At 62.6% G+C, this 22436-nt stretch carries 20 protein-coding genes; 4 read left to right on the forward strand and 16 right to left on the reverse strand.

The annotated features are described in order from the left end of the window. Window positions 1–26: 26 nt before the first annotated feature. Window positions 27–1196 (reverse strand): mandelate racemase/muconate lactonizing enzyme family protein, encoded by a 1170-nt coding sequence (locus I554_RS0117650; RefSeq protein WP_024577119.1) that lies wholly within the window; start codon window positions 1194–1196, stop codon window positions 27–29. Window positions 1197–1351: 155 nt separating this feature from the next. On the opposite strand from I554_RS0117650, the gene I554_RS0117655 reads away from it, so the two are divergent. After that, entirely contained in the window at window positions 1352–2746 is a 1395-nt protein-coding gene (locus I554_RS0117655) for a caspase family protein (RefSeq protein ID WP_244432778.1), read from the forward strand. 19 nt (window positions 2747–2765) lie between these two features. On the opposite strand, the gene I554_RS0117660 is transcribed toward I554_RS0117655, so the two are convergent. The 3 genes from I554_RS0117660 to I554_RS0117670 form a co-directional block, all read right to left on the reverse strand. Beyond that, window positions 2766–3260, reverse strand: coding sequence for a DUF1496 domain-containing protein (locus I554_RS0117660; RefSeq protein ID WP_244432779.1), 495 nt, complete (start codon window positions 3258–3260; stop codon window positions 2766–2768). Window positions 3261–3330: 70 nt separating this feature from the next. After that, on the reverse strand, window positions 3331–4530 hold the full coding sequence (locus I554_RS0117665; protein WP_024577116.1) for an ABC transporter substrate-binding protein: 1200 nt from the start codon (window positions 4528–4530) through the stop codon (window positions 3331–3333). 135 nt (window positions 4531–4665) lie between these two features. Further along, window positions 4666–4932 (reverse strand): hypothetical protein, encoded by a 267-nt coding sequence (locus I554_RS0117670; RefSeq protein ID WP_024577115.1) that lies wholly within the window; start codon window positions 4930–4932, stop codon window positions 4666–4668. 77 nt (window positions 4933–5009) lie between these two features. Between I554_RS0117670 and I554_RS0117675 the strand changes: the two genes are divergently transcribed. Further along, a complete protein-coding gene (locus tag I554_RS0117675; protein WP_024577114.1) occupies window positions 5010–5885 on the forward strand; it encodes an SDR family oxidoreductase in 876 nt (291 codons plus the stop codon). A gap of 175 nt (window positions 5886–6060) precedes the next feature. On the opposite strand, the gene I554_RS0117680 is transcribed toward I554_RS0117675, so the two are convergent. After that, on the reverse strand, window positions 6061–8394 hold the full coding sequence (locus I554_RS0117680; RefSeq protein ID WP_024577113.1) for a xanthine dehydrogenase family protein molybdopterin-binding subunit: 2334 nt from the start codon (window positions 8392–8394) through the stop codon (window positions 6061–6063). A gap of 207 nt (window positions 8395–8601) precedes the next feature. Between I554_RS0117680 and I554_RS0117685 the strand changes: the two genes are divergently transcribed. Then, entirely contained in the window at window positions 8602–10722 is a 2121-nt protein-coding gene (locus I554_RS0117685; RefSeq protein ID WP_024577112.1) for a molybdopterin oxidoreductase family protein, read from the forward strand. A 13-nt stretch (window positions 10723–10735) separates the two neighbouring features. Here the strand turns inward: I554_RS0117685 and I554_RS0117690 are convergent, their stop codons facing one another. From I554_RS0117690 to I554_RS0117705, 4 genes are all read right to left on the reverse strand, one after another. Then, window positions 10736–11509, reverse strand: a complete 774-nt coding sequence (locus tag I554_RS0117690) for a sulfite exporter TauE/SafE family protein (protein ID WP_024577111.1) — start codon at window positions 11507–11509, stop codon at window positions 10736–10738. 144 nt (window positions 11510–11653) lie between these two features. After that, window positions 11654–13174: an acyl-CoA synthetase gene (locus tag I554_RS0117695; protein WP_024577110.1), complete on the reverse strand. Its 1521-nt coding sequence runs from the start codon at window positions 13172–13174 to the stop codon at window positions 11654–11656. Between the two features lie 66 nt (window positions 13175–13240). Further along, a complete protein-coding gene (locus tag I554_RS0117700) occupies window positions 13241–14431 on the reverse strand; it encodes an ABC transporter substrate-binding protein (protein ID WP_024577109.1) in 1191 nt (396 codons plus the stop codon). A gap of 69 nt (window positions 14432–14500) precedes the next feature. Then, window positions 14501–15475, reverse strand: coding sequence for a nitronate monooxygenase family protein (locus I554_RS0117705; protein WP_024577108.1), 975 nt, complete (start codon window positions 15473–15475; stop codon window positions 14501–14503). 94 nt (window positions 15476–15569) lie between these two features. Between I554_RS0117705 and I554_RS0117710 the strand changes: the two genes are divergently transcribed. Next, entirely contained in the window at window positions 15570–16469 is a 900-nt protein-coding gene (locus I554_RS0117710) for a LysR family transcriptional regulator (protein ID WP_024577107.1), read from the forward strand. Window positions 16470–16510: 41 nt separating this feature from the next. Here I554_RS0117710 and I554_RS0117715 read toward each other — a convergent pair whose 3' ends face one another. The 7 genes from I554_RS0117715 to I554_RS0117745 form a co-directional block, all read right to left on the reverse strand. Next, on the reverse strand, window positions 16511–17308 hold the full coding sequence (locus I554_RS0117715) for an ABC transporter ATP-binding protein (RefSeq protein WP_006023046.1): 798 nt from the start codon (window positions 17306–17308) through the stop codon (window positions 16511–16513). Then, window positions 17308–18150 (reverse strand): alpha/beta fold hydrolase, encoded by an 843-nt coding sequence (locus tag I554_RS0117720; protein WP_024577106.1) that lies wholly within the window; start codon window positions 18148–18150, stop codon window positions 17308–17310. Before I554_RS0117720 ends, I554_RS0117715 begins: the two co-directional genes overlap by 1 nt. Window positions 18151–18196: 46 nt before the next feature. Continuing rightward, entirely contained in the window at window positions 18197–18976 is a 780-nt protein-coding gene (locus tag I554_RS0117725) for an ABC transporter permease (protein WP_024577105.1), read from the reverse strand. Between the two features lie 2 nt (window positions 18977–18978). After that, a complete protein-coding gene (gene rutC, locus I554_RS0117730) occupies window positions 18979–19371 on the reverse strand; it encodes a pyrimidine utilization protein C (protein WP_024577104.1) in 393 nt (130 codons plus the stop codon). A gap of 53 nt (window positions 19372–19424) precedes the next feature. Then, window positions 19425–20132, reverse strand: coding sequence for an isochorismatase family protein (locus I554_RS0117735; RefSeq protein WP_024577103.1), 708 nt, complete (start codon window positions 20130–20132; stop codon window positions 19425–19427). A 20-nt stretch (window positions 20133–20152) separates the two neighbouring features. Next, window positions 20153–21208, reverse strand: coding sequence for an ABC transporter substrate-binding protein (locus tag I554_RS0117740; protein ID WP_024577102.1), 1056 nt, complete (start codon window positions 21206–21208; stop codon window positions 20153–20155). Between the two features lie 189 nt (window positions 21209–21397). Further along, the gene (locus I554_RS0117745) at window positions 21398–22309 is read right to left on the reverse strand and encodes a LysR family transcriptional regulator (RefSeq protein ID WP_024577101.1); all 912 of its coding nucleotides are present in this window, start codon (window positions 22307–22309) and stop codon (window positions 21398–21400) included. Between the last annotated feature and the right edge of the window lie 127 nt (window positions 22310–22436).

Genomic DNA, 22436 nt, shown 5'->3' on the forward strand with positions numbered 1-22436 from the left:
GGCTTGGCCGGAGTGGCGGGCCCACGCTACTCCGCCAGCGCTTTCATCTCCCTATAGAGATCGGATTTGCCCTCGAAGCCGATGCCCGGCAGGTCGGGCATGGTGATGTGGCCGTTCTCGACCCGCACGCCATCCGGGAAGCCGCCGTAAGGCTGGAACAGATCCGGATAACTCTCGTTGCCGCCAAGGCCGAGACCCGCTGCGATGTTCAATGACATCTGATGCCCGCCATGCGGGATGCAGCGCGACGGCGACCAGCCATGGGTCTTCAGCACATCGAGCGTGCGCAGGTATTCGCAAAGCCCGTACGACAAGGCGCAGTCGAACTGCAGCCAGTCGCGATCCGGCCGCATACCGCCGTAGCGAATGAGATTGCGCGCGTCCTGATGGCTGAACAGATTCTCGCCGGTGGCCATCGGGCCGGGATAGAATTCGGCGAGCGCCGCCTGCAGCTGGAAGTCGAGCGGATCGCCGACTTCCTCGTACCAGAACAATGGATACTCGCGCAGCATCTTGGCGTAGGCGATGCCGGTCTCCAGATCGAAGCGGCCGTTGGCATCCACCGCAAGCTGCGCCTGATTGCCGATCTCCTTCAGCACCGCCTCGATGCGCTCCTGATCTTCCGCGATCGATGCACCGCCGATCTTCATCTTGACGACATTGTAGCCGCGATCGAGATAGCCGCGCATCTCGCCGCGTAGCGCCGACAGATCCTTGCCCGGATAGTAGTAGCCACCCGCCGCATAGACGAACACGCGCGGATCGGCCTTGCGATTGTGACGCTCCGCCAGCAGGCGAAACAGCGGCTTGCCGGCGATCTTCGCCACCGCATCCCAGATCGCCATGTCGATGGTGCCCACCGCCACCGAGCGCTCACCGTGGCCGCCGGGCTTCTCGTTCGACATCAGCGCCGCCCAAGCCTTGTCGGGATCGATGTTGTCGCCAGACGAATCCAGCAGCGTCTTCGGATCGGCTTCCAGCAGCCGCGGCGCGAAGCGTTCGCGGATCAGGCCGCCCTGCCCGTAACGTCCGTTGGAATTAAACCCGTAGCCGACCACGCGCTTGCCGTCGCGAACCGCATCGGTGACAACAGCGACGAGGCTGGTCGTCATCTTCGTAAAGTCGATGTAGGCATTGCGGATCGGGGACGAGATCGGCTTGGTGACTTCGCGAACATCGACGATACGGACGGACATGGACGGCTGGCTCCTTCACTCTCGCGCGATGTCTACGCCACAAGGCGGAAAGTTCAAGCGAAACAGCGATTTTTTGCCACAGCCGAGCTCTTTTCCGCGGTTCCGCCCGTGTGGTAGAGAATGTGCCGAAAGCCCGGAGACTTATCGTGCGCGCCATGCTGCGTTCTCTGCTGATCCTGTTTGCAGTTCTCACTGCGGCGCAGTTCTCCATGACTGCCGCGCAGGCCGACAAACGCGTGGCTCTGGTGCTTGGCATCTCCGCGTATCAGCATGTCGCCAAGCTGCCGAACCCATCGAATGACGCCGATGCCATGGCAGCGCTATTCCGGAAATCCGGGTTCGATGTGGTCGAGACCAAGCGCGACGTCGGCATCGCCGATCTGCGCCGCGCGGTCGGCGACTTCTCCGACAAGGCGCAGGACGCCGATGTCGCCGTGGTGTTCTTCGCCGGGCATGGCATCGAGGTCGACGGCACCAACTATCTGGTGCCCGCCGATGCAAAACTCGCGCGCGATTTCGACATCGAGGACGAAGCGCTGTCGCTCGACCGGCTGCTGAAGGCAATCGAGCCCGCCAAGCGCTTGCGCCTCGTGATGTTGGACGCCTGCCGCGACAACCCCTTCGCCAAGACGATGAAGCGCACGGTTGCGTCGCGCTCGGTCGGACGCGGCCTCGCCAAGATCGAGCCGACGGTCTCGGACACCCTGATCGCGTTCGCGGCGAAGGCGGGCTCGGTGGCACTCGACGGCGACAACAGCAACAGCCCCTTCACCACGGCACTGCTTGAACATATCGCAACGCCGGGAGTCGATCTGCGCATTGCGTTCGGCCGGGTGCGGGACGCGGTGCTGACCTCCACCGCCCGCAAACAAGAACCCTATGTCTACGGCTCGCTCGGCGGCAACACGGTCGCGATTGTCGATGCGAATGTTGCTGCGGCGAAAGCCGAAACCAAGCCTGCACCCGCGCAGGTCGCGGCGGCCGACCCCGCCGCTTCCGTGGGGCCGCGCGCAATTGCGGTCGCGCCTGCGCCATCATCCAACGAAATCGCGGAAGCCTGGCGCGCGGTCTCCACCACCACAAGCCCCACAGTGCTGGAAGCTTTCGTGCGCCGCTTCGGCGACAGTATCTATGGCGACCTCGCCCGCGCCCGCTTACAGGACATGAAGGCATCGGAGACAAAAGTCGCCACAAAGTCGGATGAGCGCTCGCTGCATCCCGCGCCGATCGTCACGGCGCCGACCACGGCGCCGTCAGCCGGGGCGACGACCGCCGCTGCGAACGGCTATCTCGGATGCTTCAGGGATCAGGGCAAGCGCGATCTCGATGGCTACACCTTCTACGACGGCAAGATGACCACGCAGCTTTGCATCTCAACATGCCGCGAGAAGGGCTTCAGCCATGCCGGCACGCAATATGCCGGGCACTGCTTTTGCGGCAACAAGTATGGCGCTGCCGGCCCTGCCACGAACTGCGATGCGAAGTGCACCGGTAACCGCGACGAAATTTGCGGCGGCACCTGGGCCAACTCGATCTACAAGGTGAATTGATCGCGCTGGCGAAGTCGCGCTACTCGCAGAACCGCTTTCCGTTCGTATAAAAGCAGAACGGTGAGCTGTCCGTGGCGGGTGTGATTTCGCGGCGAATGTTCCGCCTGTTCACGATTGCCGCTCGCTGATACTTGGTCAAACGGGGACCGGGCGCCACGCAGCCGCTGCTGAGTTTTTCGTCCGTCACGTTGGCCCAGACGGCCTTGGCGCCGTCGATGGTGCAGGTCTGCATCATCGCCTTATGCACACAAACGTTGGCGCCTTCACTGTATTTTCTGTTGTTGTACACGCACAGAAGTGCGGCAGGCTTCGGCTCGGCCGGCATCTTTTGCTCGGCTGTATTCTTTTGCTCGATCGCAGGCTTCTGCTCCGGCGGCGTTTGCGCAGCCGCAGGCACACCGAGCAGGACAAGAAGGCAAAGCGAGAGGATGCGGATCATTTCTCTCTCTTTAGCGCGGGGCGGCCCGGCAAAGAAGGCGACCGGCGCGAAAATGCTTAAGGAAAACAGCTTCAACTATCGTCAATTGAAAGATCGCCGCGATCTCCGGCCCGGCAACATACCGGACCGGATATCGCATTCGTGTTTACTTGGTCAGCGGGCAGCCCGAGTCCTTCGCCGACGGGAAGGCCTTGTCGCCCGGCACCACCGCCAGCTCCTTGTAATAGTCCCAGGGCTTCTTGGATTCGGACGGCTTCTTGACTTCGAACAGGTAGAGGTCATGTACCATGCGGCCGTTTTCGAGCACCTTGCCGCCCTGCGCGAAGTCGTCATCGACCGGCAGTTCCTTCAGCTTCTTGGCCACCGCCTCAGTGTCCTTGGTGCCTGCGGCCTTTACGGCCTTCAGATACGACAAGGTCGCAGAGTAGGTGCCAGCCTGGATCATATTCGGCATCCGGCCGGTGCGCTTGAAGAACTTCTCACCGAAGTTGCGCGAACGCGCGTCACGATCCCAGTAGTAACCCTCCGTCAGCACCAGGCCCTGCGCGGCCTCGAGACCCAGGCCGTGAACTTCAGCCGCCGTCAGCAGCAGTCCGGCGAGTTTCTGGCCACCCTTGACGATGCCGAATTCCGCCGCCTGCTTGATCGAGTTCGTGGTGTCGAGACCGGCATTGGCGAGCCCGATGATTTTCGCTTTCGAGCTTTGGGCCTGCAGCAGGAACGAGGAGAAGTCGGCGGTGTTCAGCGGAATGCGAACCGCGCCCACGACCTTTCCGCCCTGCTGTGTAACGAAGTCGCCGGTGTCTTTTTCGAGCGCATGGCCGAACGCATAATCCGCGGTCATGAAGAACCATGTGTCGCCGCCGGCCTTCACCAGCGCGCCCCCGGTGCCGTAGGCGAGCGCGCGGGTATCATACGCCCAGTGGAAACCGTAAGGCTGACAGGCATCGCCGCTCAGACGCGAGGTCGCAGCGCCGACCACGATGTCGATCTTCTTCATCTGCTTGGAGAGATCATGCACTGCGAGCGCCACCGACGACGTGGTCAGCTCGGTGATCATGTCGACGTTTTCAACTTCATACCAGCGGCGCGCAATGCTGACGCCGAGGTCCGGCTTGTTCTGGTGATCGGCGGAGACAACTTCAATCTTCTGACCAAGCACCGAGCCGCCGAACTCCTCGACCGCCATCTTGGCTGCTTCAAAGGACCACTTGCCGCCATAGTCGGCATAGACGCCGGACTGATCGTTGAGAATGCCGATCTTGACGCCCTGCTGCGCGGAAGCCGGCAGTGCCGTCGTCAGGCTGAACGCCGCGACCGCTGCGGCGAGAAACTTCGATGTCATATTGCGCTCCCAGTTATTCTTGTTTGAGAGGCCTTTATAGCGGCATCGGGTTCGCGCGGGGCATTGAACTTTCGCATCGGCTCTGTGCAGCGCGCGCAAAGATTTTGCGGCGCACAAGGAATTGAGACCGAGGAATCAGCGCCTGAACCGGCCGGCAGAAAGTTTGCGGAAGCGCACTCCCTTTCCGTCCGCGAGCCGGGTCGCCTCATAACCTCCATCGCGGATTGCATCCCGCTGCGGGCGCGCGTTTTCAGGGTTGCGCTCTTTCTCCCACCATGACGCCCGCTGCGACGCGCGCGGCAGCGCGAACCCCAGCAGATCCTCGATCTCCTCGAAGGTCAGCACGAGTTCGTCCTTGGTCTGCTGCGAGAGATACTCGCGGAGTGGATCGTAGTCGCCCAAACGCGGGACTCCATCATTGAAAAGAGATAAGTGAGCCGATAGGTACGTCGCATCGCCTCTCTTGAACAGGGTTTTTCGTGAATCTGTTTATCTTCGGTCTGGGCTTCAGCGGCAGAACCATCGCCGAGCGCCGTCTCGCCCGCGGTGACACCGTGACCGGCACCGTACGATCGCAGGACAAGGCGCGCACGCTGTCCGCCGCAGGCGTGACCGCGCGGGTGTTCGGACATGATGGCCGCGATGACGTTATCGATTCCGATATCGCAGCCTGCGAGGCATTGCTGATTTCTGTTCCACCGGGTACCGGCGGAGATCCCGTCCTTGCGGCCTACGCCAGGCAAATCGCCTCGGCTCCCAACCTGCGCTGGATTGGCTATCTCTCGACCATCGGCGTTTATGGCGATCACGGCGGCGCATGGGTCGATGAACGGACGCCTGCGACGCCAACCAATTCGCGCTCGCGCGAGCGCGCCGCCGCCGAACAGGCGTGGCTCGCCTTCGGTGCCGCGAACAACATTGCGGTGCAGATTTTCCGGCTTGCGGGCATTTACGGTCCGGGCCAGAGCCAGCTCGTGCAACTGGCGCGCGGCACTGCACGCCGGATCATCAAGCCCGGACAGGTGTTCAACCGCATCCATGTCGAAGACATCGCGCGCGCGGTGGACGCTTCACTCGACCGGCCGCGTTCGGGCGCGATCTACAACGTCACCGATAATGAGCCCGCGCCGCCGCAGGATGTAGTCACCTTCGCGGCCTCGCTCTGCGGCGTCGCGCCGCCGCGCGAGATCAGTCTTGAAGACGCCGGCCTGACGGAGATGGGCCGCTCGTTCTATGCCGAAAGCAAGCGCGTGCGGAACGATCTGCTGCGCAATGAACTGGGTGTCACGCTCGCCTATCCGACCTATCGCGAGGGCTTGCGCGCGCTGCGCGCGGCCGGCGAAGGGCCGGGCTAGAGCAGCTTTGGTAAAAATGTCGGCGCATCCGCGGTGCTCTCCCTCTCCCCCGTGGGGAGAGGGTTGGGGTGAGGGGATCTAAATCTATCGAGAGATTCTACGCCCTCACCCGACTTCGCTGACGCGAAGTCGACCTCTCCCCACGGGAGAGGTGGGCTGAACGATAACCCTTACCTCACGCAGCCTTCGTGGCTTTGGCCTGCTGAATCGCATCCCAGATTTTCACCGGCGTCAGCGGTGTCTGCAGCGATGTGATGCCGAGATCGCTGAGCGCATCCATCACGCCGTTGACGATGCATGGCGGACCGCCGATGGCGCCGGATTCGCCGCAGCCCTTCGCGCCGAGCGGATTGGTCTTGCACGGCGCAGAGTCGTCGAGCGTCACATCGATGCTGCCCGGCATGTCGCTGGCGCGCGGGATGCAATAGTCCTGATAGCTCGCCGTGAGCAGCTGCCCCGAGGAATCGTACACCACGCCTTCATAAAGCGCCTGTCCGATGCCCTGCGCGACACCGCCGTGAACCTGACCGGTGACCAGCATCGGATTGATGGCGACGCCGACGTCATCCACCGTGGTGTAACGCACCACGCGGGTCACGCCGGTTTCGGGATCAATCTCGACTTCACAGATATGCGTGCCGTTCGGCCAGGTCGGCCCGTCCACCTCGCCCTTGCTCTCGACGCTGAGGCGCGAGTCCTTCTCGTCCTTGGCAAGATCGAACAGACTGACCCGGCGGTCGGTGCCGACCACAGTCAGCACGCCATCACCGTATTCGATGTCGCCGACAGAAGCTTCGAGCACATGCGACGCCTTCTCGCGCGCCTTCTGGATCAGATCGCCGGCCGACACGACGGTTGCGGTGCCTCCGACGAACAGCGAGCGCGAACCGACGCTGCCGCCGCCCGTCGCCTTGTCCGTGTCGCCCTGGATAACATCGATACGGTCGAGCGGAATGCCGAGCGCGCCCGCCACCATCTGTGAGTAGCTGGTCTGAAGTCCCTGCCCCATCGCCTGGGTGCCCGACTGCAACACCACGCGGCCCTCGGCGGTCGCCGACAACGTGACCTTTTCGGTGTGCACGCGGCCGCCGGTCCATTCGATGTAACTGGTGAGACCACGTCCGTAGAGCAGGCCCTTTTTCTTCGCGGCTTTCTTGCGCGCGTTGAACCCGTCCCAGTCCGCGAGCTTCGAGGCGCGCTCCATCATGTGCGCGAAAGCACCGCTGTCGTAGACTTCGCCGACCGCGTTCTTGTAGGGCAGTTGCGAGGGCTTGATGTAATTCACCTTGCGGATCTGGCGCGGGTCCATGCCGATCTGCCGCGCGGCGGCATCCATCAATCGCTCGACGATGAACACCGCTTCCGGCCGTCCGGCGCCGCGATAAGGGCCGGTCGGCGCGGTGTGAGTGAGCACTGCCTTGATGTCGAAATGAATCAGCGGGAGATCATAAACGCCGGTGGCGACGAACGGTCCAAGCACCAGCGGAATAATCACGCCAGCGCCGGTGAGATAGGCGCCGGTGCCGCCTAGCGAGCGCACGCGGAACGCCAGCACGCGGCCCTTTTCATCGAGCGCGAATTCGCCGGTCGATGTGAGATCGCGGCCATGCGATCCGCCGATGAAGTCGTCGATGCGGTCGCCGCGCCAGCGCACCGTGCGCTTCAGTTTCGTGGCCGCATAAGCAACGATGCCGTCTTCGGGATAGAGATTGACCTTGTGGCCGAAGCCGCCGCCGATATCGCCGACCATCACGTGAACGCTGTCCTTGGGACGCTTGAGCACAACATCCGAAAGAATGTCGCGCGTTGCGGTCGGTGTCTGGCTCTGGACATGCAGCGTGAGGCGGCCGGTTTTCTTGTCGACCTCCGCCATGGTGCTGCGCGGCTCCATCGCCGACGGCACCAGCCGCTGGCTGGTGATATCGAGCGAGACGACGTGTTTGGCCTTCGCGAAGGCGGCTTCCGTCGCAGCCGCATCGCCGTAGCTCATCGCAGCGGCAATGTTGTCCGGCGCATCCGGCCAGACCACAGGCGCACCGGGCGCCAGCGCATCGGCCGGACTGACAACTGCCGGCAGAATCTCGTAATCGACAACGATCGCCTCGGCGGCCGTCTGCGCATCGGCACGTGATGGGGCCAGTACAGCCGCGACCGGCTCGCCGGCAAAGCGGACAACATCGTGCGCCAGCAGACGCCGCGGCGGGGCGGCCATCGGCGAACCGTCGGGCCGCTTGAAGATCGGCAGGGTCGGGATGGCGCCGATATCGTCTGCGACCAGATCGGCTCCGGTATAGACGGCGGCAACGCCCGGCACGGCCAGCGCCGCGCTGGTATCGATCGCGATGATCCTGGCGTGGGCGTGCGGCGAGCGCAGCACGTAAAGCCACAACGCGCCGTCCTGCGCCTTGTCGTCGATGAAATGTCCCTGTCCTGTGAGAAGCCGCTGATCTTCGAGGCGCTTGACGGATTGGCCCGCACCGAAGCGCAGGTTGGAGGGCAGAATGTTCATCGGTGTTCCTTCAAACCAGACTGGACGCGAGCGAAGCCGCCGGACAGGCGGCACCCGGTCCCGATGCGGGTTCCGCTTAGCACAATCCGGCATGGGGAGTTGAGTCCGTGGAATGGTTTTCCGCCATGCGCCGGAAGTGGGGCTTTCGTGGTCCCACAGCCCAGCCCTGACCTTGCATGTCCGCCCGCGCAGATTAAGGTCGCTGCAATGAATGAAATGATCCGCCCCAAATCCGTGCCGCCAGGATCTGTGCCTCGACGGGTCGCTGCGACCGCCTGCCCGCACGATTGCCCCTCGACCTGCGCCCTTGAAGTCGATGTGCTCGACGAGCGCACCATCGGCCGGGTGCGCGGCGCGCGGGACAACGGCTACACGGCGGGGGTGATCTGCGCCAAAGTCGCCCGCTACGCCGAGCGGATTCATCATCCTGACCGCCTGACGAACCCGCTGGTCCGCACCGGCGCAAAAGGCTCCGGCACCTTCGCCCCGATTTCATGGGACGATGCGCTGGATCTGGTTGCCGGGAAATTCCTGGAGGCCGAAGCACGGTACGGCTCCGAGGCGGTCTGGCCCTATCAGTACGCAGGCACCATGGGCCTTGTGATGCGCGACGGCATCCATCGTCTGCGCCATGCCAAGAAGTACTCCGGCTTCCATTCCACCATCTGCGTCAATCCGGCCTGGACCGGATTCGTCGCCGGCACCGGCAAACTCGCAGGCCCGGACCCGCGCGAGATCGCGAAGTCCGACTGCGTCGTGATCTGGGGCACCAACGCGGTCAGCACCCAGGTCAACGTCATGACTCACGCGACGCGGGCGCGGAAGGAACGCAGCGCGAAAATTGTTGCGGTCGACGTCTATATGAACGGCACCATGGAGCAGGCCGATCTCGCGGTGCTGGTGCGGCCGGGTACCGACGGCGCCCTCGCCTGCGCGGTGATGCATTGCCTGTTCCGCGACGGCAAGGCGGATCGCGATTTTCTTGCGCAGCATACTGATGCCCCGCGCGAGCTTGAGCACCATTTGCAAAGCCGGAGTCCGGAATGGGCCTCGAAAATCACCGGCTGCCCGGTCGAAACCATCGAGGAGTTCGCGGCGCTGGTGGGCAATACACCGCGCACCTATTTCCGGCTCGGCTACGGTTTCTCCCGCTCACGCAACGGCGCGCCGAACATGCATGCCGCGAGCTGTATCGCAGCGGTGACCGGCGCGTGGCGCCATGAGGGCGGCGGCGCATTCCACAACAACGGCGCGATCTATCACTGGGACCGTTCGCTGATCGAGGGTCTCGATGTGGTCGATCCATCGATCCGCATGCTCGACCAGTCGCGCATCGGCGCAATTCTGTGCGGCGACGCCGACGCGCTGTTCAATGGGCCGCCGGTAACGGCGATGCTGATCCAGAACACCAACCCGGTGTCGGTCGCACCGGACCAGACCCGCGTCAAGCAGGGCTTCGCGCGCGACGACCTGTTCGTCTGCGTGCACGAACAGTTCATGACCGAGACGGCAAAGGCTGCCGACCTCGTGCTGCCGGCGACGATGTTCATGGAGCACGACGACGTTTATCAGGGCGGCGGACATCAATACATTATCGCGGGCCCGAAACTGATCGAGCCGCCGGGCGAGTGCCGCTCCAACCACGATGTGATCGTCAGCCTCGCCAGGCGGCTTGGGGCAAAGCACCGCGGCTTCGACATGACGCCGCGCGAGATCATCGACTGGACGCTGCAAAAATCCGGCTGGGGCACGCTGGAAAACCTCGAGCGCGAACGCTGGATCGACTGCCAGCCGGATTTCAAGACCGCGCATTACACCAGGGGCTTTGCGTGGCCTGACGGCAAATTCCGTTTCAAGCCGGACTGGCCAACGGTGCCGTTCCGCAGTCCGGGGCTTTCGGGCCCGGTGGACGATCTCCCTCAATTGCCGGATCACTGGACGGTGATCGAGGAAGCCGACGAGCATCACAAGTTTCGTCTCGCCACGTCGCCGGCGCGCAACTTCCTCAACACCACCTTCAACGAAACGCCGACCTCGCTCAGCCGCGAGCAGCGCCCGACGGTGATGATCCATCCCGACGATGCGGCGGCGCTGTCGATCGCCGACGGCGACAAGGTGATCCTCGGCAACGAGCGCGGCGAAGTCCGGCTTCACGCCAAATCCTTCGATGGCGTGCGGCGCGGCGTGCTGATCGCGGAATCCATCTGGCCGAACCATGCCTATGAAGACGGCCGCGGCATCAACACGCTGACGGGCGCCGATCCGATCGCGCCCTATGGCGGCGCGGCGTTCCATGACAACCGCGTCTGGATCAGGCGCGCGGCGTAGGGCAGGCTCGTCGTTACATCCAGCTTCGGATCAGCATGTAGATCGCGACGCAGGAAATCACCGCCACAAAAACGTCGTTGAGCAGTGTCCGCCTGCTCGCCAGCAGATGCGCTGACTTCACGCCGATGTATCCGCCGGCCAGACCGCCGACGATAAAGACCGCGGTCAGCGGCCAGTTCACCAGACCGGAGAACGCGTAGCTCGTTGCTGTGGTGAGACCGAAGGCCAGCACGGCCACCAGCGATGAACTCACCGCGTACACCAGCGGCATGTCGGTCGCGAACACCAGCGCCGGCACAATCAGGAAGCCGCCGCCGATACCGAAGAAGCCGGAAAGCATGCCGGTGGCAAACCCCACGCCGATGAGCGACGGGGCATTGGCCCGGCTCAACTGAACAGACTTGTTGCCGGCATGATCGCGGCGCCGCCGCATCAGGAAGGCAACCACCAGCATCAATAGCGCGAACATCGTCAGCAGGCGCTGCCCGTCGACCATCTTGCCGACCAGTGAACCGAGAAACGCTCCAATCACACCTGCGCCGGCGAGCACCGACGCGCACCCCCACTTTACCGTGCCGGTACGTGCGTGGATGAGAAGGCCGAACGCTGCGCTCGCCGCAACGGCGAGCGAGCTGGTGCCGATCGCCACATGCGCATTCGGTACGCCGACCAGATACACCATCAGGGGCACTGCAAGAATCGACCCGCCGCCGCCGACCACACCGAGCGAAAAGCCGACAAGCGAGCCCGATGCCGCTCCAAGCAAGCCCTGCGCCAAGGAGATCATACCGGTCGCCCCCCGCCGGCGGTTCGTCCCGCCGGGCTGTTTCATTCGGGGCAGCATGACACGATTTCAGCGCAGAGCCATCGGCAACCGACGAATTCCGCAACTTTCAACAGGCCGAAAGGGGACCCGGTACGCGACTGCCCGCTACGCGGACTGGCGATTTTCCCAGTACGGATCGCGCAGCTTGCGCTTGAAGATCTTGCCGCTGGCTTCGCGCGGCAGGGCTTCAAGGAAGTTGATGTCTTTCGGCACCTTGAAGTTCGCCAGCCGCTTCCGCAGATAATCCTGCACGTCCTTCGGCGTCAGCGCGGCGCCGGTATCAGGCTCGATGCAGGCGCACAGCCGTTCGCCGAATTCGTCGTCCGGAATGCCGAACACAGCGCAGTCGCGCACGCCCTCCATGCCGATCAGCGTGTTCTCGATCTCCGCCGGATAGATGTTGACGCCGCCCGAGATCACCATGTCGCGCTTGCGGTCGCACAGGAACAGATAGCCGTCTTCATCAAGATAGCCGACATCACCGACGCTGATCAGGCCCTCCCGACCGGCTTCCTCGCGCGCACCTGCTTTGCGGTGATAATCGAAATCCGGGATCGCGGTCTGCCGCATGAAGATCTCGCCGATCTCATTGACACCGCAGGGCTCGCCGTTCGGGCCGAAGATCTTGACGATGCCGCCTTCGATCGCGCGCCCGACGGTGCCGGGCTTCGCCAGCGCTTCCTGTGCCGAGTGCCAGATCGGAATCCCGGTCTCGGTTGAGCCGAAGTACTCATGAACCACCGGCCCCCACCATGCGATCATCGCCTGTTTGACCGGAACGGGACAGGGTGCCGCGCCATGCACCACGAACCGCAGCGACGACAGATCGTACCGCGCCTTCACTTCATCCGGCAGCCGCAGCAGCCGCACGAACATGGTCGGCACCATGTGCATGTGAGTGACCTTATGCCGCTCGATGAGTTGCAGCAGATCCTCTGGATCGAAACGCGGCTCCAGAACGATGGTGCAGTCGTGGCGGAATGCCAGCATGCCGTAGGAACTGGGGGCCGAATGATACATCGGCCCGTTCATCAGAATGACCTGATCTTCATTCGGCTTCAGGCCGTAGGTGATGGCGCTGACCCGTTCGGCCGCGGCCATCTGTTCCGGCAGCATCGGCAGACGCCGCACGCCCTTCGGCCGGCCTGTGGTGCCGGACGTATAGAACATCGGCGTTGCGCGGCCCGGCGCTTCCCGGGAAGGCGCAAATCCGTCGCGCCAGACATCCCAATCCACCCGGCCCTCGGGCACGCGCGCCAGTTCTGGCGGCACACTGAAAGCATCAGCAATCTCCGGCGGCGTTTTCACGACCAGCAGCGGCAACCGCTTCGGCAGACCGTCCTTGATCTGCGGCAACAGATCCGCGTGGCACACGAGGCTGTGCGCGCCGCTGTCGGCCAGAATATAGGCGACCTCTTCTGCCTTCAGGTGCCAGTTGATCGGCACCACCGGCGATCCCAGCATCGCCGCAGCCGCCGACGCTTCGAAAAGCGCGAAATCATTGCGCAGCATCAGCCCGACAGGCGCACCGTCACGCAGGCCGAGCGCCTTGAAGCCGGTGGCGGCCCGCGCGATGCGCTCTTGGATTTCAGGCGTGCTGATCTGACGGTCGCCGCTGATAATCATGGTGTCGTTCCGGCTGAAGAAAGAGAACAGGCGCGCCGCGGCATCCGCAGCGCGCCCTCGTTACATTTACTGATCGTCGAGAACCTTGCCGAATCCGACCCAGCTCTTGCCGTCGAAGCGGCGCAGCAACAGTTGCTGGAACGGCAGATAATCGTCGGGCCCGGTGTTGACCGTGATGCCCGGCAATAGAAGCGGCAGCTCGACGTTCTTGAGCGAAGCAGCCTGGCGCCTGATGTTTTCGGCACTGAAATCGTCCTTGCAGGCCTTGAGCACGGCGACCATCAACTGCGCGTAGTGGTATCCTGCCGAATAGTTCGAGTTGTTCAGGTCGGCATTCGGCATGTACTGCTTCATGAACGCGAAGAACTCTTTCACGCCGGGATCGTTCGCCCATTGCACGTCGTTGACGTCCTTCTGGTTGCTGGACGAGATCATGCCGACGGCATTCTCCAACCCTGCCGGTGCGAGGAACGAAATCGACGCGGCCGATGTCGGCAGGAACGTCATGTCCGGCTTCCAGCCGAGTTCGGCAATACCCTTGATCAACTGCGAGGTGAACTTGCCGAGCACCACGCCGAACAGCACGTCGGCACCGGATGCCTTCAAGGTGGCAAGCTGCGAGTTGATGGTCGGCGCAGTCACCTCATAGCTCGCCTCGGCTACGATCATGGTCGCGGCCTTGTCACCGAGCGCGCGCTTGAAGCCGCTGACATAGTCGCGGCCGAAGTCGTCGTTCTGCGCGAGAATGGCGATCTTCGCATTCGGTTTCGTCGCCAGGATATGCTTGGCGTAGATCACGCCCTCGGAGGCATAGGCCGCCATGCCCGGCATGGTGTAGGGGAAGCCCTTCGGATCGGCCCACTTGGTCGCACCGCTGAGAACGAATAACTGCGGAATTTTCTTGCCGTTGAGATAACGATGCACCGCATTGTTGGTCGCGGTGCCGAGCGAGGCGAACATCACCTGCACCTCGTCCTGTTCGACCAGCTTGCGGGTGTGCTCGACGGTCTTCGGCGGCGAGTACGCGTCATCCATGCTGATGAACTTGATCTTACGGCCGTTGATGCCACCTTCGGCATTGATCTTCTCGAAGTACGCTTCCTGCACCCGGCCGATCATACCGAAGCCCGACAGCGGGCCGCTGTAAGGCAAGGTCTGCCCGATGCGGATTTCACCCTTGTTATCCGCATGTGCCTGCGTGATTCCGCACGCGGCAAGCGTCAGCATGGCCGTCGCAAGACGTGATAAGGCCTTCATGGTGTCTCCTCCCTGATTTGTTGTTTTCTTGTGGTGGGCCGCGCTTATACGCGCGTGCCCCGTTTTCCGTCAGGCGCTTGCGCGCATCAGGAAATCTCCTCGCGCTTCGGCGAATTCGGTCTTGAGGCGTTCCACCAGTTCCGCGACCGGCGGAATGTCAGAGATCTGGCCGATGCCCTGCCCCGAGCCCCAGATATCGCGCCAGGCCTTGACCTTCATGTTCCCGCCGGAGCCGAAGTTCATCTTGGTCTTGTCGGCAACCGGCAGATTGTCTGGATCGAGGCCGGCGGCGGCGATCGACGGGCCGAGGTAATTGCCATGAACGCCGGTGAACAGGTTGGTGTAGACCGTGTCGTGAGCGGCATAGTCGGTCAGCGCCTTCTTGTAGGCGGGATCGGCGTTGGCCTCGACGGTCGCGATGAAGCGCGTGCCCATGTAGGCCATGTCCGCGCCGAGCGCGAGCGCCGACGCGATACCCCAGCCGTCGGAGATCGCGCCAGAGAGCAGGATGGTACCCTTGAACCACTGCTTCACTTCGCGCACGAGGGCAAAGGGCGACAGCGTGCCGGCATGACCGCCCGCACCCGCGCAGACGAGGATAAGTCCATCGACACCCTGTTCGGCAGCCTTGCGCGCATGTTTCACGTTGATGACGTCGTGGAATACCACGCCACCATAGGAGTGCGCGGCCTCGACGATTTCGGACGGCGGACGCAGCGAGGTGATGATGACCGGAACCTTGTGCTTCACACAGGTTTCCATGTCCTTCATGAGCCGGTCGTTGGAGGCGTGGCAGATCTGGTTGACCGCGTAGGGCGCGACCTTCTTGTCCGGATTCTTCGCCTGATACTCGCCGAGTTCGTCCTCGATCTGGGTCAGCCATTCGCCGAGTTTCTCGACCGGCCGCGCATTCAGCGCCGGGAACGAGCCGACGATGCCGGCCTTGCACTGCGCGATCACCAGCTCAGGACCCGATACGATAAAGAGCGGCGAGCCGAGAACGGGCAGTTCAAGCGTACCATTGAGCGAGGCGGGAAGCGGCATCGGATTTGTCCTGTTTGAATGTGAGCAACGATAACATCTTGACCGGCGCCCCCAATGTCCAATATTGAACAGTTGCAACTTCAGGATTGAACAGATGGACTGGGATCTTTGCCGGACCTTCATCGCCGTTGCCGAATCCGGCAGCTATCTCGGCGCGGCGCGCCGCCTCCGCTCAAGCCATCCGACCGTGGGCCGCGAAATCGCGGCGCTCGAAACGCAGCTCGGGACCAAGCTGTTTGTCCGCTCCAATGACGGGCTGACCCTGACCGCACAGGGCCGCCGCTTCCGCGAACACACTATGGCTATGGAAGCAGCGGCGCTGCGGGCCGAAGCCGCGGTATCGGCTACCGGAACGAAAGCGCGGGGTCTGGTCAAGTTCTCGATCGGCCCGACGCTGGCGGCTTACTGGCTGATGCCGCACATGGCGTCCTTCATCGAGACCCACCCCGACGTTCAGATCGAATTCGTCACGCACCCGTTCCCCGTCAGCGTCCGCAAGCGCGAGGCCGATATCGTGCTGCGCATTTATCAAAGCGGCGACGAGAACCTGGTCGGCCGCAAGATCGCGCGGCTGGGCGTCGGCTTCTATGCCTCGCGCGACTACGCCGCGCGCCATTCCCTGCCCCAGCATCGCGACGACTGGAAGCGTCACAACATCGTCGGCTTCGCGGACCGTGCCTCAAACGCCGAACTCGGACGCTGGAGCGATCATGTCGCGCGGGAAGCGACCGTGGTGATGCGCTGCTCATCGCAGGCCGACATGCTGGCGGCGGTCCGCGCCGGTGTCGGGATTTGCGCGATGTCCTGCATCGTCGCCGATGCCCACGACGACCTGATCCGCGTCGCGCCTGACAAGCTGGCCGGCATTTCCGACATCTGGCTGCTGGCGCATCCGGACCTGATCGATCTGCCGGCTGTTCGTGCGGTGATTAATTTCGTCACCCAGCGCTCGCGGGCGGATCGCGTACGGCTCAGCGGTGGAGCGCGAGCCTGAGCGGTCAGCCCTTAAGCTCGCCCAGGCAGAGAACCTGCTGCTTAAACTTCCCGCCGGATCTCCAGCTCAGACCAGATGCGGTTGAAGTACTCGTTGTAGAGCGGGTTGGTACGGATGGTCACCGGGTCGCGCTCGGCGGCAGACAATTCGATGGTGTGCAAGCTGCGCACCGTCGCGGGCCGGTTGGTCATCACAACGATGCGGTCGGCCATGGTGATCGCCTCACCAATGTCATGCGTCACCAGAATCACGCTCTTGCCGCGCTCGCGGATAATCCGCTGCACCTCGCCTTGCAGCAGCAGCCGGGTCTGAAAATCCAGCGCTGAAAACGGCTCGTCCAGCAGGATCACGTCGGGATCGAACGCCAGCGTTCGCATGAAGGCCACGCGCTGACGCATGCCACCGGACAATGTCGCGGGCTTGGCTTTCTCGAAACCGCCGAGGCCATAGGATGTGATCAGCCGATGCGCGATTTCCTCGGCCTCGGCGCGCGCCACACCGCGCACTTCCAGACCCAGCGTCACATTGTCCAGCACGCTGCGCCAAGGCAGCAGCATGTCCTTTTGCAGCATGTAGCCGACGTGGCCCTTGGCGCCCGCCACCTGCACGCCGTTGACCGACACGCTGCCCATCGTCGGCGAAATCAGCCCCGCGATGATGTTGAACAGGGTGGTTTTGCCGCAGCCCGACGGTCCGACGATGGCGAGCACCTCGCGTTTGCGCAGGCCAAAGGAAATGTTACCGAGCGCACGAACCGGATTCGCGCTCTCGGCATTGAACACCATGCCCACCTCATGGGCGGTCAGAACGTCTCCGGTGGCAGCGGCTGCATCAGCCATCAGGCGATCTCCGGATAGGTCAATTCTGGCGCCTGCCATTTGCGCCCGGCAATTACCGCGTCGAGATACGACAGCACGACGGCGTTGAATTGATCCGGCAGCACCACCGAGACGGCGTGGCCGCCGGTCTCGAAATAGAAGGTGTCGGCCTTGGGCATCAGCTTCGCCATCCGCTCCGAGTAGAACAGCGGCGTCAGATGATCGTCCTTGGAACAGGTGATGAGACAGGGACACGTGATCTTCCGCAACTCCTCGCCCGGCGAATACGAACAGATCGCGTCGATGCGGCTCAGCATGATGTCTGTCGGCGCCAGCGCCGCCGCTGCGGCGGGCTCTTCGGCTTCAAGGCGCGCGATATTCGCGCTGACCCACCAGGGCGGATTGAGAAACAGCGGCGTGGTCTTGACGTAATGCAACGGGCCGCTTGTCTGCAGAACGCGCTTGCGGACCTCGAAGCACCGCCTGAAGTAAGCGTCGGAGGTTGCCCATCCCGCGTACAGAACCGCGCTCTTGATACGCGACGGAAAGCGCAGCGCCATGTCGTGCGCCATAGCCGCGCCGGTCGAGTGGCCGACGATATGCGCGGCTTCGATTTTCAGTTCGTCCATCAGCGCGACCATATCGTCGGTCATTTGCGGGACTGAATAAGTGATGCGGTCCTGACGCGAGCCGCCGGTCCCGCGATGATCGTGCAGCACAACCTGATGTTTCGCGGCAATGGCCTCGATGTTCGGCTTGAAATAGCTTCCTGCGCCGCCGATGCCGGCGACCAGCAGGACGGGCTCGCCCTTGCCGATCACCTCGTAAGCGATCTCGGTTCCGTTCACCTGAGCTACCGGCATCAAACTCTCCGTTGTTCTTGCAAGTGTCTTGTCGTTGGGAGCGGCATCAATAGCTGAGCCACCGTTCGAGCAGCGTGACGCTGTAGTCGAGCACCAGCGCCAGCAGCATCAGCGCGAACAGGCCCACCCAGACCGCGTTGAGGTCGTAGAGCGTCCCGGCGTAATAGACGAGATAACCGAGCCCCTGCTTGGCGGCGATGTATTCGCCGACCACCGCGCCGATCAGGGCGAACCCGACATTCAGCCGCAGGCCTGAGATGATCCACGGCATGGTCGCGGGGGCCACAATCTTTCTGAACGTCTGCCACCGGGACGCACCGAGGGAGCGCATCAGCCGGATCAGATCCTGATCGACCTCCTGTGCGCCGCTATAGGCGGTCATCAGCGACACGATGAATGTGATGATCGCGGCGATGGCGATCTTGGATTCGATCCCGATTCCGAACCAGACGATGATCAGCGGCGCCAGCGCAATCTTGGGCAGACCGTTTGCGGCGACGATGAACGGCCGCAGCATGAGTGCGAAACGCGGGGTCAGCCACAGTCCGAGTCCGGCGACGCTGCCGAAAAAGCAACCGATCACGAATCCGATCAGGGATTCGAGGCCGGTGACCAGGGTGGACTGCAACAGCGTTCCGTCCGACAGAAGCGTGACGAACTTCTTCGCGATGCCGCTCGGCTGGCCATAGAGATAGACCGGCAGCCATTCGGCCCGAATGGCGATCTCCCACAAACCAAGGAAGCCGACCGTCAGCGCGATCTGTCCAAGCAGGATCAGCAGCCACGGCGAAATGAGAAGGCCGCGCTGTTGTGCCTGTTCCGCCATGCTCAGCGGGCCTTGGGCAGATGCGCGATGGACGCGATTTCCACGAGGAATTCGGGTTTGACGAGATCCGCGCGAATGCAATAGCGCGCCGGGAATTCGCTCGGAAAGAACTCCTTATAGACCGCGTTCATGGCGGCGTAGTCGCCGAGGTCCTTGAGGAAGATCGAATTCATGGTGACGTCGGCCATCGTACCGCCTGCGGCTTCGACGATGCTCTTGATCGACTCCAAAACCGCACGGGTCTGCGCCGTTGCGTCGCCGACACCCACGGTCTTGCCGCTGCCATCCATGGCCAGCACGCCGGAGACATAGAGGACGTTGTCCGCCAACACACCCGGCGAATAGGGCGCCATCGGAGGAGGCGAGCCGGCGGGAATAACTGGCTTACGGGGCATATCGGGCTCCTTGGGTTCTTGGCGAATCGTTATGACTGATGGGACAGAAAACGTCAGCGGTTGGTCAAGCTTCGCAGCTCGCTGACCGTGGTGGTCCAGCCGAAAAAAGTTTCGACATTGTAGACCGTGGCCTCCTGCAAGGAGGCCGGACCGGCCTGGAGCGTGGCGTCCTTCACCATGATCGGAAAGTATTCCAGGAAATAGCCATCGCGGATGGTGGATTCCACACAGACATTGGTGGCGACGCCCACCACCACCAGATTGCGAATCCGCCGCGCCCGCAGCATTCCGTCGAGCTGGGTACCGGAGAAACCGCTGTAGCGCGGCTTCGGCAGAACGATCTCGCCGGGCAGCGGCTTGATCTTTTCAACCAGCTCGTAATCCCAGGTCCCGCGCGTGATGAGCTTGCCGTCGAGTTCCGGCCGCGCACGCATCGTTTTCAGCGCGTTCGACTTCCACCAGTTCGGAGATTCCGGTGTGCCGGCCTCCTGTTTTTCCGCATCCCAGCCGTTCTGGAAAAAGACAATCGTAAAACCGAGTTTGCGCGAGATTTCGATGGTCTCTGCCACGGCAGCGATCACCGGCTTGGCGCCTGTCACATCGAATCCGGCAAGGTCGAGATAGCCGCCTGGCGACGCGTAGGCGTTCTGCATGTCGACAACGATGAGCGCGGTCTCATCAGGCGAGAGGGGGAATTCGTCCGGCTTGGCGCCGAGCACAAGGCTGTTGTCGTGACGCGGCAACGTCTGAGGCAGGTTCATGATGATGTTCGCTTTTGATGTCAGCTTTTCAGGCCAAAGTCGGACGCCGCCTTGGTGGCGAACGCCGTATCGACCATGTCTTCGTAGGGCAGTGTCTTCTTGAGCGTGCCCGCGCCGCTTTCGTGCTTCATGATCGCATCCCAGTCTTCCCTGGTGATGACCGGGTTGCGTGGCACCACGTTTTTCGTGGTCATGAAGTTCTTCGCGCCGAGCTTGACGACATCTGGCGCGACGGTTGGAAATTCCTGCCGGCTGACCTCCTCGAAAGTGCTCGGGTCGGAGTGCAGCAGCTTCATCGCCTCCGCGAGCGCATTGGTGAATTTCTGAACCGTTTCGCCGTTGCTCTTGAGATACGGCTCGGTGACGAACACGGACGAGAAGGCGATCGGCCCGAGAATGTCGGCAAAGGAGTAGACCACCTCCAGCCCGAACTGGGTGACGCCGATACTGGCGTCCCAGTCGAATGCGATGGCGAGATCGGCGCGGCCGTCCTTGACGGCGGCCGCCTGTGCACCGGGCGGCAGTTCGAGGAAATTCACGCCGGCTTCCTTCGGATCGAACCCGCCGACGCTGCGCATCAGATAAGTCGGTGTGGAAATCGTGTTGGACGGGAAGCGCAGGGTGGCAATGGTCTTGCCCTTCAGATCAGCCAGCGAATTGATCTTGAGGCCGGGCTTCGCGATCGCGAAGAGTGAAATACCGCCCGCGACCTTGGCGATGCATTTCATCTTGCCGCCTTCGAGGGTGGAGTTGACCGACATACCGGTGCCGGTCAGCGCGAACTGCGCCCGATTGGCAAGCAATACCGAGACAGGCACAGCGATCCCGCCTGCGGTGGACAATTCAACGTCGAGGCCCTGTTTCGCGAACATCTCTTTGCGCATCGCGACATAGAGCGGCGTATAGAGCGCGATATGGATGGCCTCGGACACGATCACCTTGGTCCGGCCCTGCGCGATGCCCGGCATCGGAAATGCCGCGGACATGCCGAGCGCACCGGCGCCCATCAAGAGGCTGCGGCGAGTCGTCGCTCCGTCTGTCGCCAAGGTATTTGGTTCGGGTTTGCGCAAGGTCATACGTAGTCTCCTGACAAGATGGCCTGTTACCGGACACGACGGGCCGTCCGGGAAGAGAAGAAATCACCCCATTCGCACCGCACGAAGGTCATTCCTCCTCCCGAACACCGCAAGTGAAGGCTAGGGAGCATTTATCGTTGTTAAAAGTCGAGAATCTGTCATGCGATCCTGCAAAAAAGGCAACACCCACTATTTGCGGGTTTTAGCCTTTGATGCCCTGATCGCCGTGGTCAGCAGCTTGAGAAATTCCTGCGCCGCATGCGACAGCGGCCTGTCCCGGTGGACGCTGATGCTGGAGCGCGCAGAAGCCAGTTCGGCATCAGCCACCGGAATGGCACGCAGCTGACCAGATCCGAGCTGGGTGATCACAGCGAGCGCCGGCTTGAACGCAATGAACTGGCCTGTGACCGCCATTGTGTTGGTGAGCTCCAGCGAATTCGTTGTCACCAGCACCCTTGGAACAAGCTTGTGTCTTGCAACCGTTCGCTCGAACGATTGTCTGATGCCGAAGCTGTGGTCGGGAAGCGCGAGGGGCTCCTTGCAGATTTCCTCGAGCGTCAGACTCTTGCGGCCTGCATACTTGTGATCGCCGGCAACCAGGCAGGAAATAGGCTCCGGAAATTCAGCGATGGTTTCGATCTCCGCGCGCGGCGAAGCATTGAACGTGATCCCGATATCGGCCTCGTCTTCCAGCAGTGCCTCGGTGATCCGATCCGTCGACGCAGTTTGAACCTTGAAGGCAACGGCAGGATAGCGACGCTGAAACTCGGCCAGAATACTCGGCAACAGGCCCGTAACGAATCCTTCAATGACCCAGAGGCTCACTTCACCGCGGCGAAGACCGCGAAGATCGTCGATCCCGGCACGCGCGCGGTCGAGGTCGCGGAAAATACGATGGCTTTGACGGGCGAGGACTTCGCCGGCCGCGGTCAGCCGCACACCGCTTTTGGAACGTTCGAAAAGCACGGCATCAACCTCATGCTCAAGCTGCGCGATCTGCCTGCTAACCGCTGACGGCGCGACATGAAGCCGGTCCGCTGCCTTGCGGATCGAACCAAGCTTTGCAACCGCGTTGAAGTATTTCAGCGTCAGAAAACGCATCTCGCCCCCGCAAAACGCGGCCGGAAAGCGCTCATGTGGCTGCGGCCGCCAAGCATTTTATATTTGAATCCCCTCATTGCCTGCGGGCTTCAATCCATCGCAAAGTGCGCTCCGCCACCAGCAGGAT

It is taken from the genome of Afipia sp. OHSU_II-C1 (genome assembly GCF_000497575.1).
In the GTDB taxonomy this organism is placed as follows: domain Bacteria; phylum Pseudomonadota; class Alphaproteobacteria; order Rhizobiales; family Xanthobacteraceae; genus Afipia.

What these genes read in the sequence shown, in the direction of transcription:
- I554_RS0117650 (WP_024577119.1), bottom strand. Translation starts at nt 1,196, where the DNA reads ATGTCCGTCCGTATCGTCGATGTTCGCGAAGTCACCAAGCCGATCTCG.
- I554_RS0117655 (WP_244432778.1), top strand. Translation starts at nt 1,352, where the DNA reads ATGCTGCGTTCTCTGCTGATCCTGTTTGCAGTTCTCACTGCGGCGCAG.
- I554_RS0117665 (WP_024577116.1), bottom strand. Translation starts at nt 4,530, where the DNA reads ATGACATCGAAGTTTCTCGCCGCAGCGGTCGCGGCGTTCAGCCTGACG.
- I554_RS0117680 (WP_024577113.1), bottom strand. Translation starts at nt 8,394, where the DNA reads ATGAACATTCTGCCCTCCAACCTGCGCTTCGGTGCGGGCCAATCCGTC.
- I554_RS0117685 (WP_024577112.1), top strand. Translation starts at nt 8,602, where the DNA reads ATGAATGAAATGATCCGCCCCAAATCCGTGCCGCCAGGATCTGTGCCT.
- I554_RS0117690 (WP_024577111.1), bottom strand. Translation starts at nt 11,509, where the DNA reads ATGATCTCCTTGGCGCAGGGCTTGCTTGGAGCGGCATCGGGCTCGCTT.
- I554_RS0117695 (WP_024577110.1), bottom strand. Translation starts at nt 13,174, where the DNA reads ATGATTATCAGCGGCGACCGTCAGATCAGCACGCCTGAAATCCAAGAG.
- I554_RS0117700 (WP_024577109.1), bottom strand. Translation starts at nt 14,431, where the DNA reads ATGAAGGCCTTATCACGTCTTGCGACGGCCATGCTGACGCTTGCCGCG.
- I554_RS0117705 (WP_024577108.1), bottom strand. Translation starts at nt 15,475, where the DNA reads ATGCCGCTTCCCGCCTCGCTCAATGGTACGCTTGAACTGCCCGTTCTC.
- I554_RS0117710 (WP_024577107.1), top strand. Translation starts at nt 15,570, where the DNA reads ATGGACTGGGATCTTTGCCGGACCTTCATCGCCGTTGCCGAATCCGGC.
- I554_RS0117715 (WP_006023046.1), bottom strand. Translation starts at nt 17,308, where the DNA reads ATGGCTGATGCAGCCGCTGCCACCGGAGACGTTCTGACCGCCCATGAG.
- I554_RS0117720 (WP_024577106.1), bottom strand. Translation starts at nt 18,150, where the DNA reads ATGCCGGTAGCTCAGGTGAACGGAACCGAGATCGCTTACGAGGTGATC.
- I554_RS0117725 (WP_024577105.1), bottom strand. Translation starts at nt 18,976, where the DNA reads ATGGCGGAACAGGCACAACAGCGCGGCCTTCTCATTTCGCCGTGGCTG.
- rutC (WP_024577104.1), bottom strand. Translation starts at nt 19,371, where the DNA reads ATGCCCCGTAAGCCAGTTATTCCCGCCGGCTCGCCTCCTCCGATGGCG.
- I554_RS0117735 (WP_024577103.1), bottom strand. Translation starts at nt 20,132, where the DNA reads ATGAACCTGCCTCAGACGTTGCCGCGTCACGACAACAGCCTTGTGCTC.
- I554_RS0117740 (WP_024577102.1), bottom strand. Translation starts at nt 21,208, where the DNA reads ATGACCTTGCGCAAACCCGAACCAAATACCTTGGCGACAGACGGAGCG.
- I554_RS0117745 (WP_024577101.1), bottom strand. Translation starts at nt 22,309, where the DNA reads ATGCGTTTTCTGACGCTGAAATACTTCAACGCGGTTGCAAAGCTTGGT.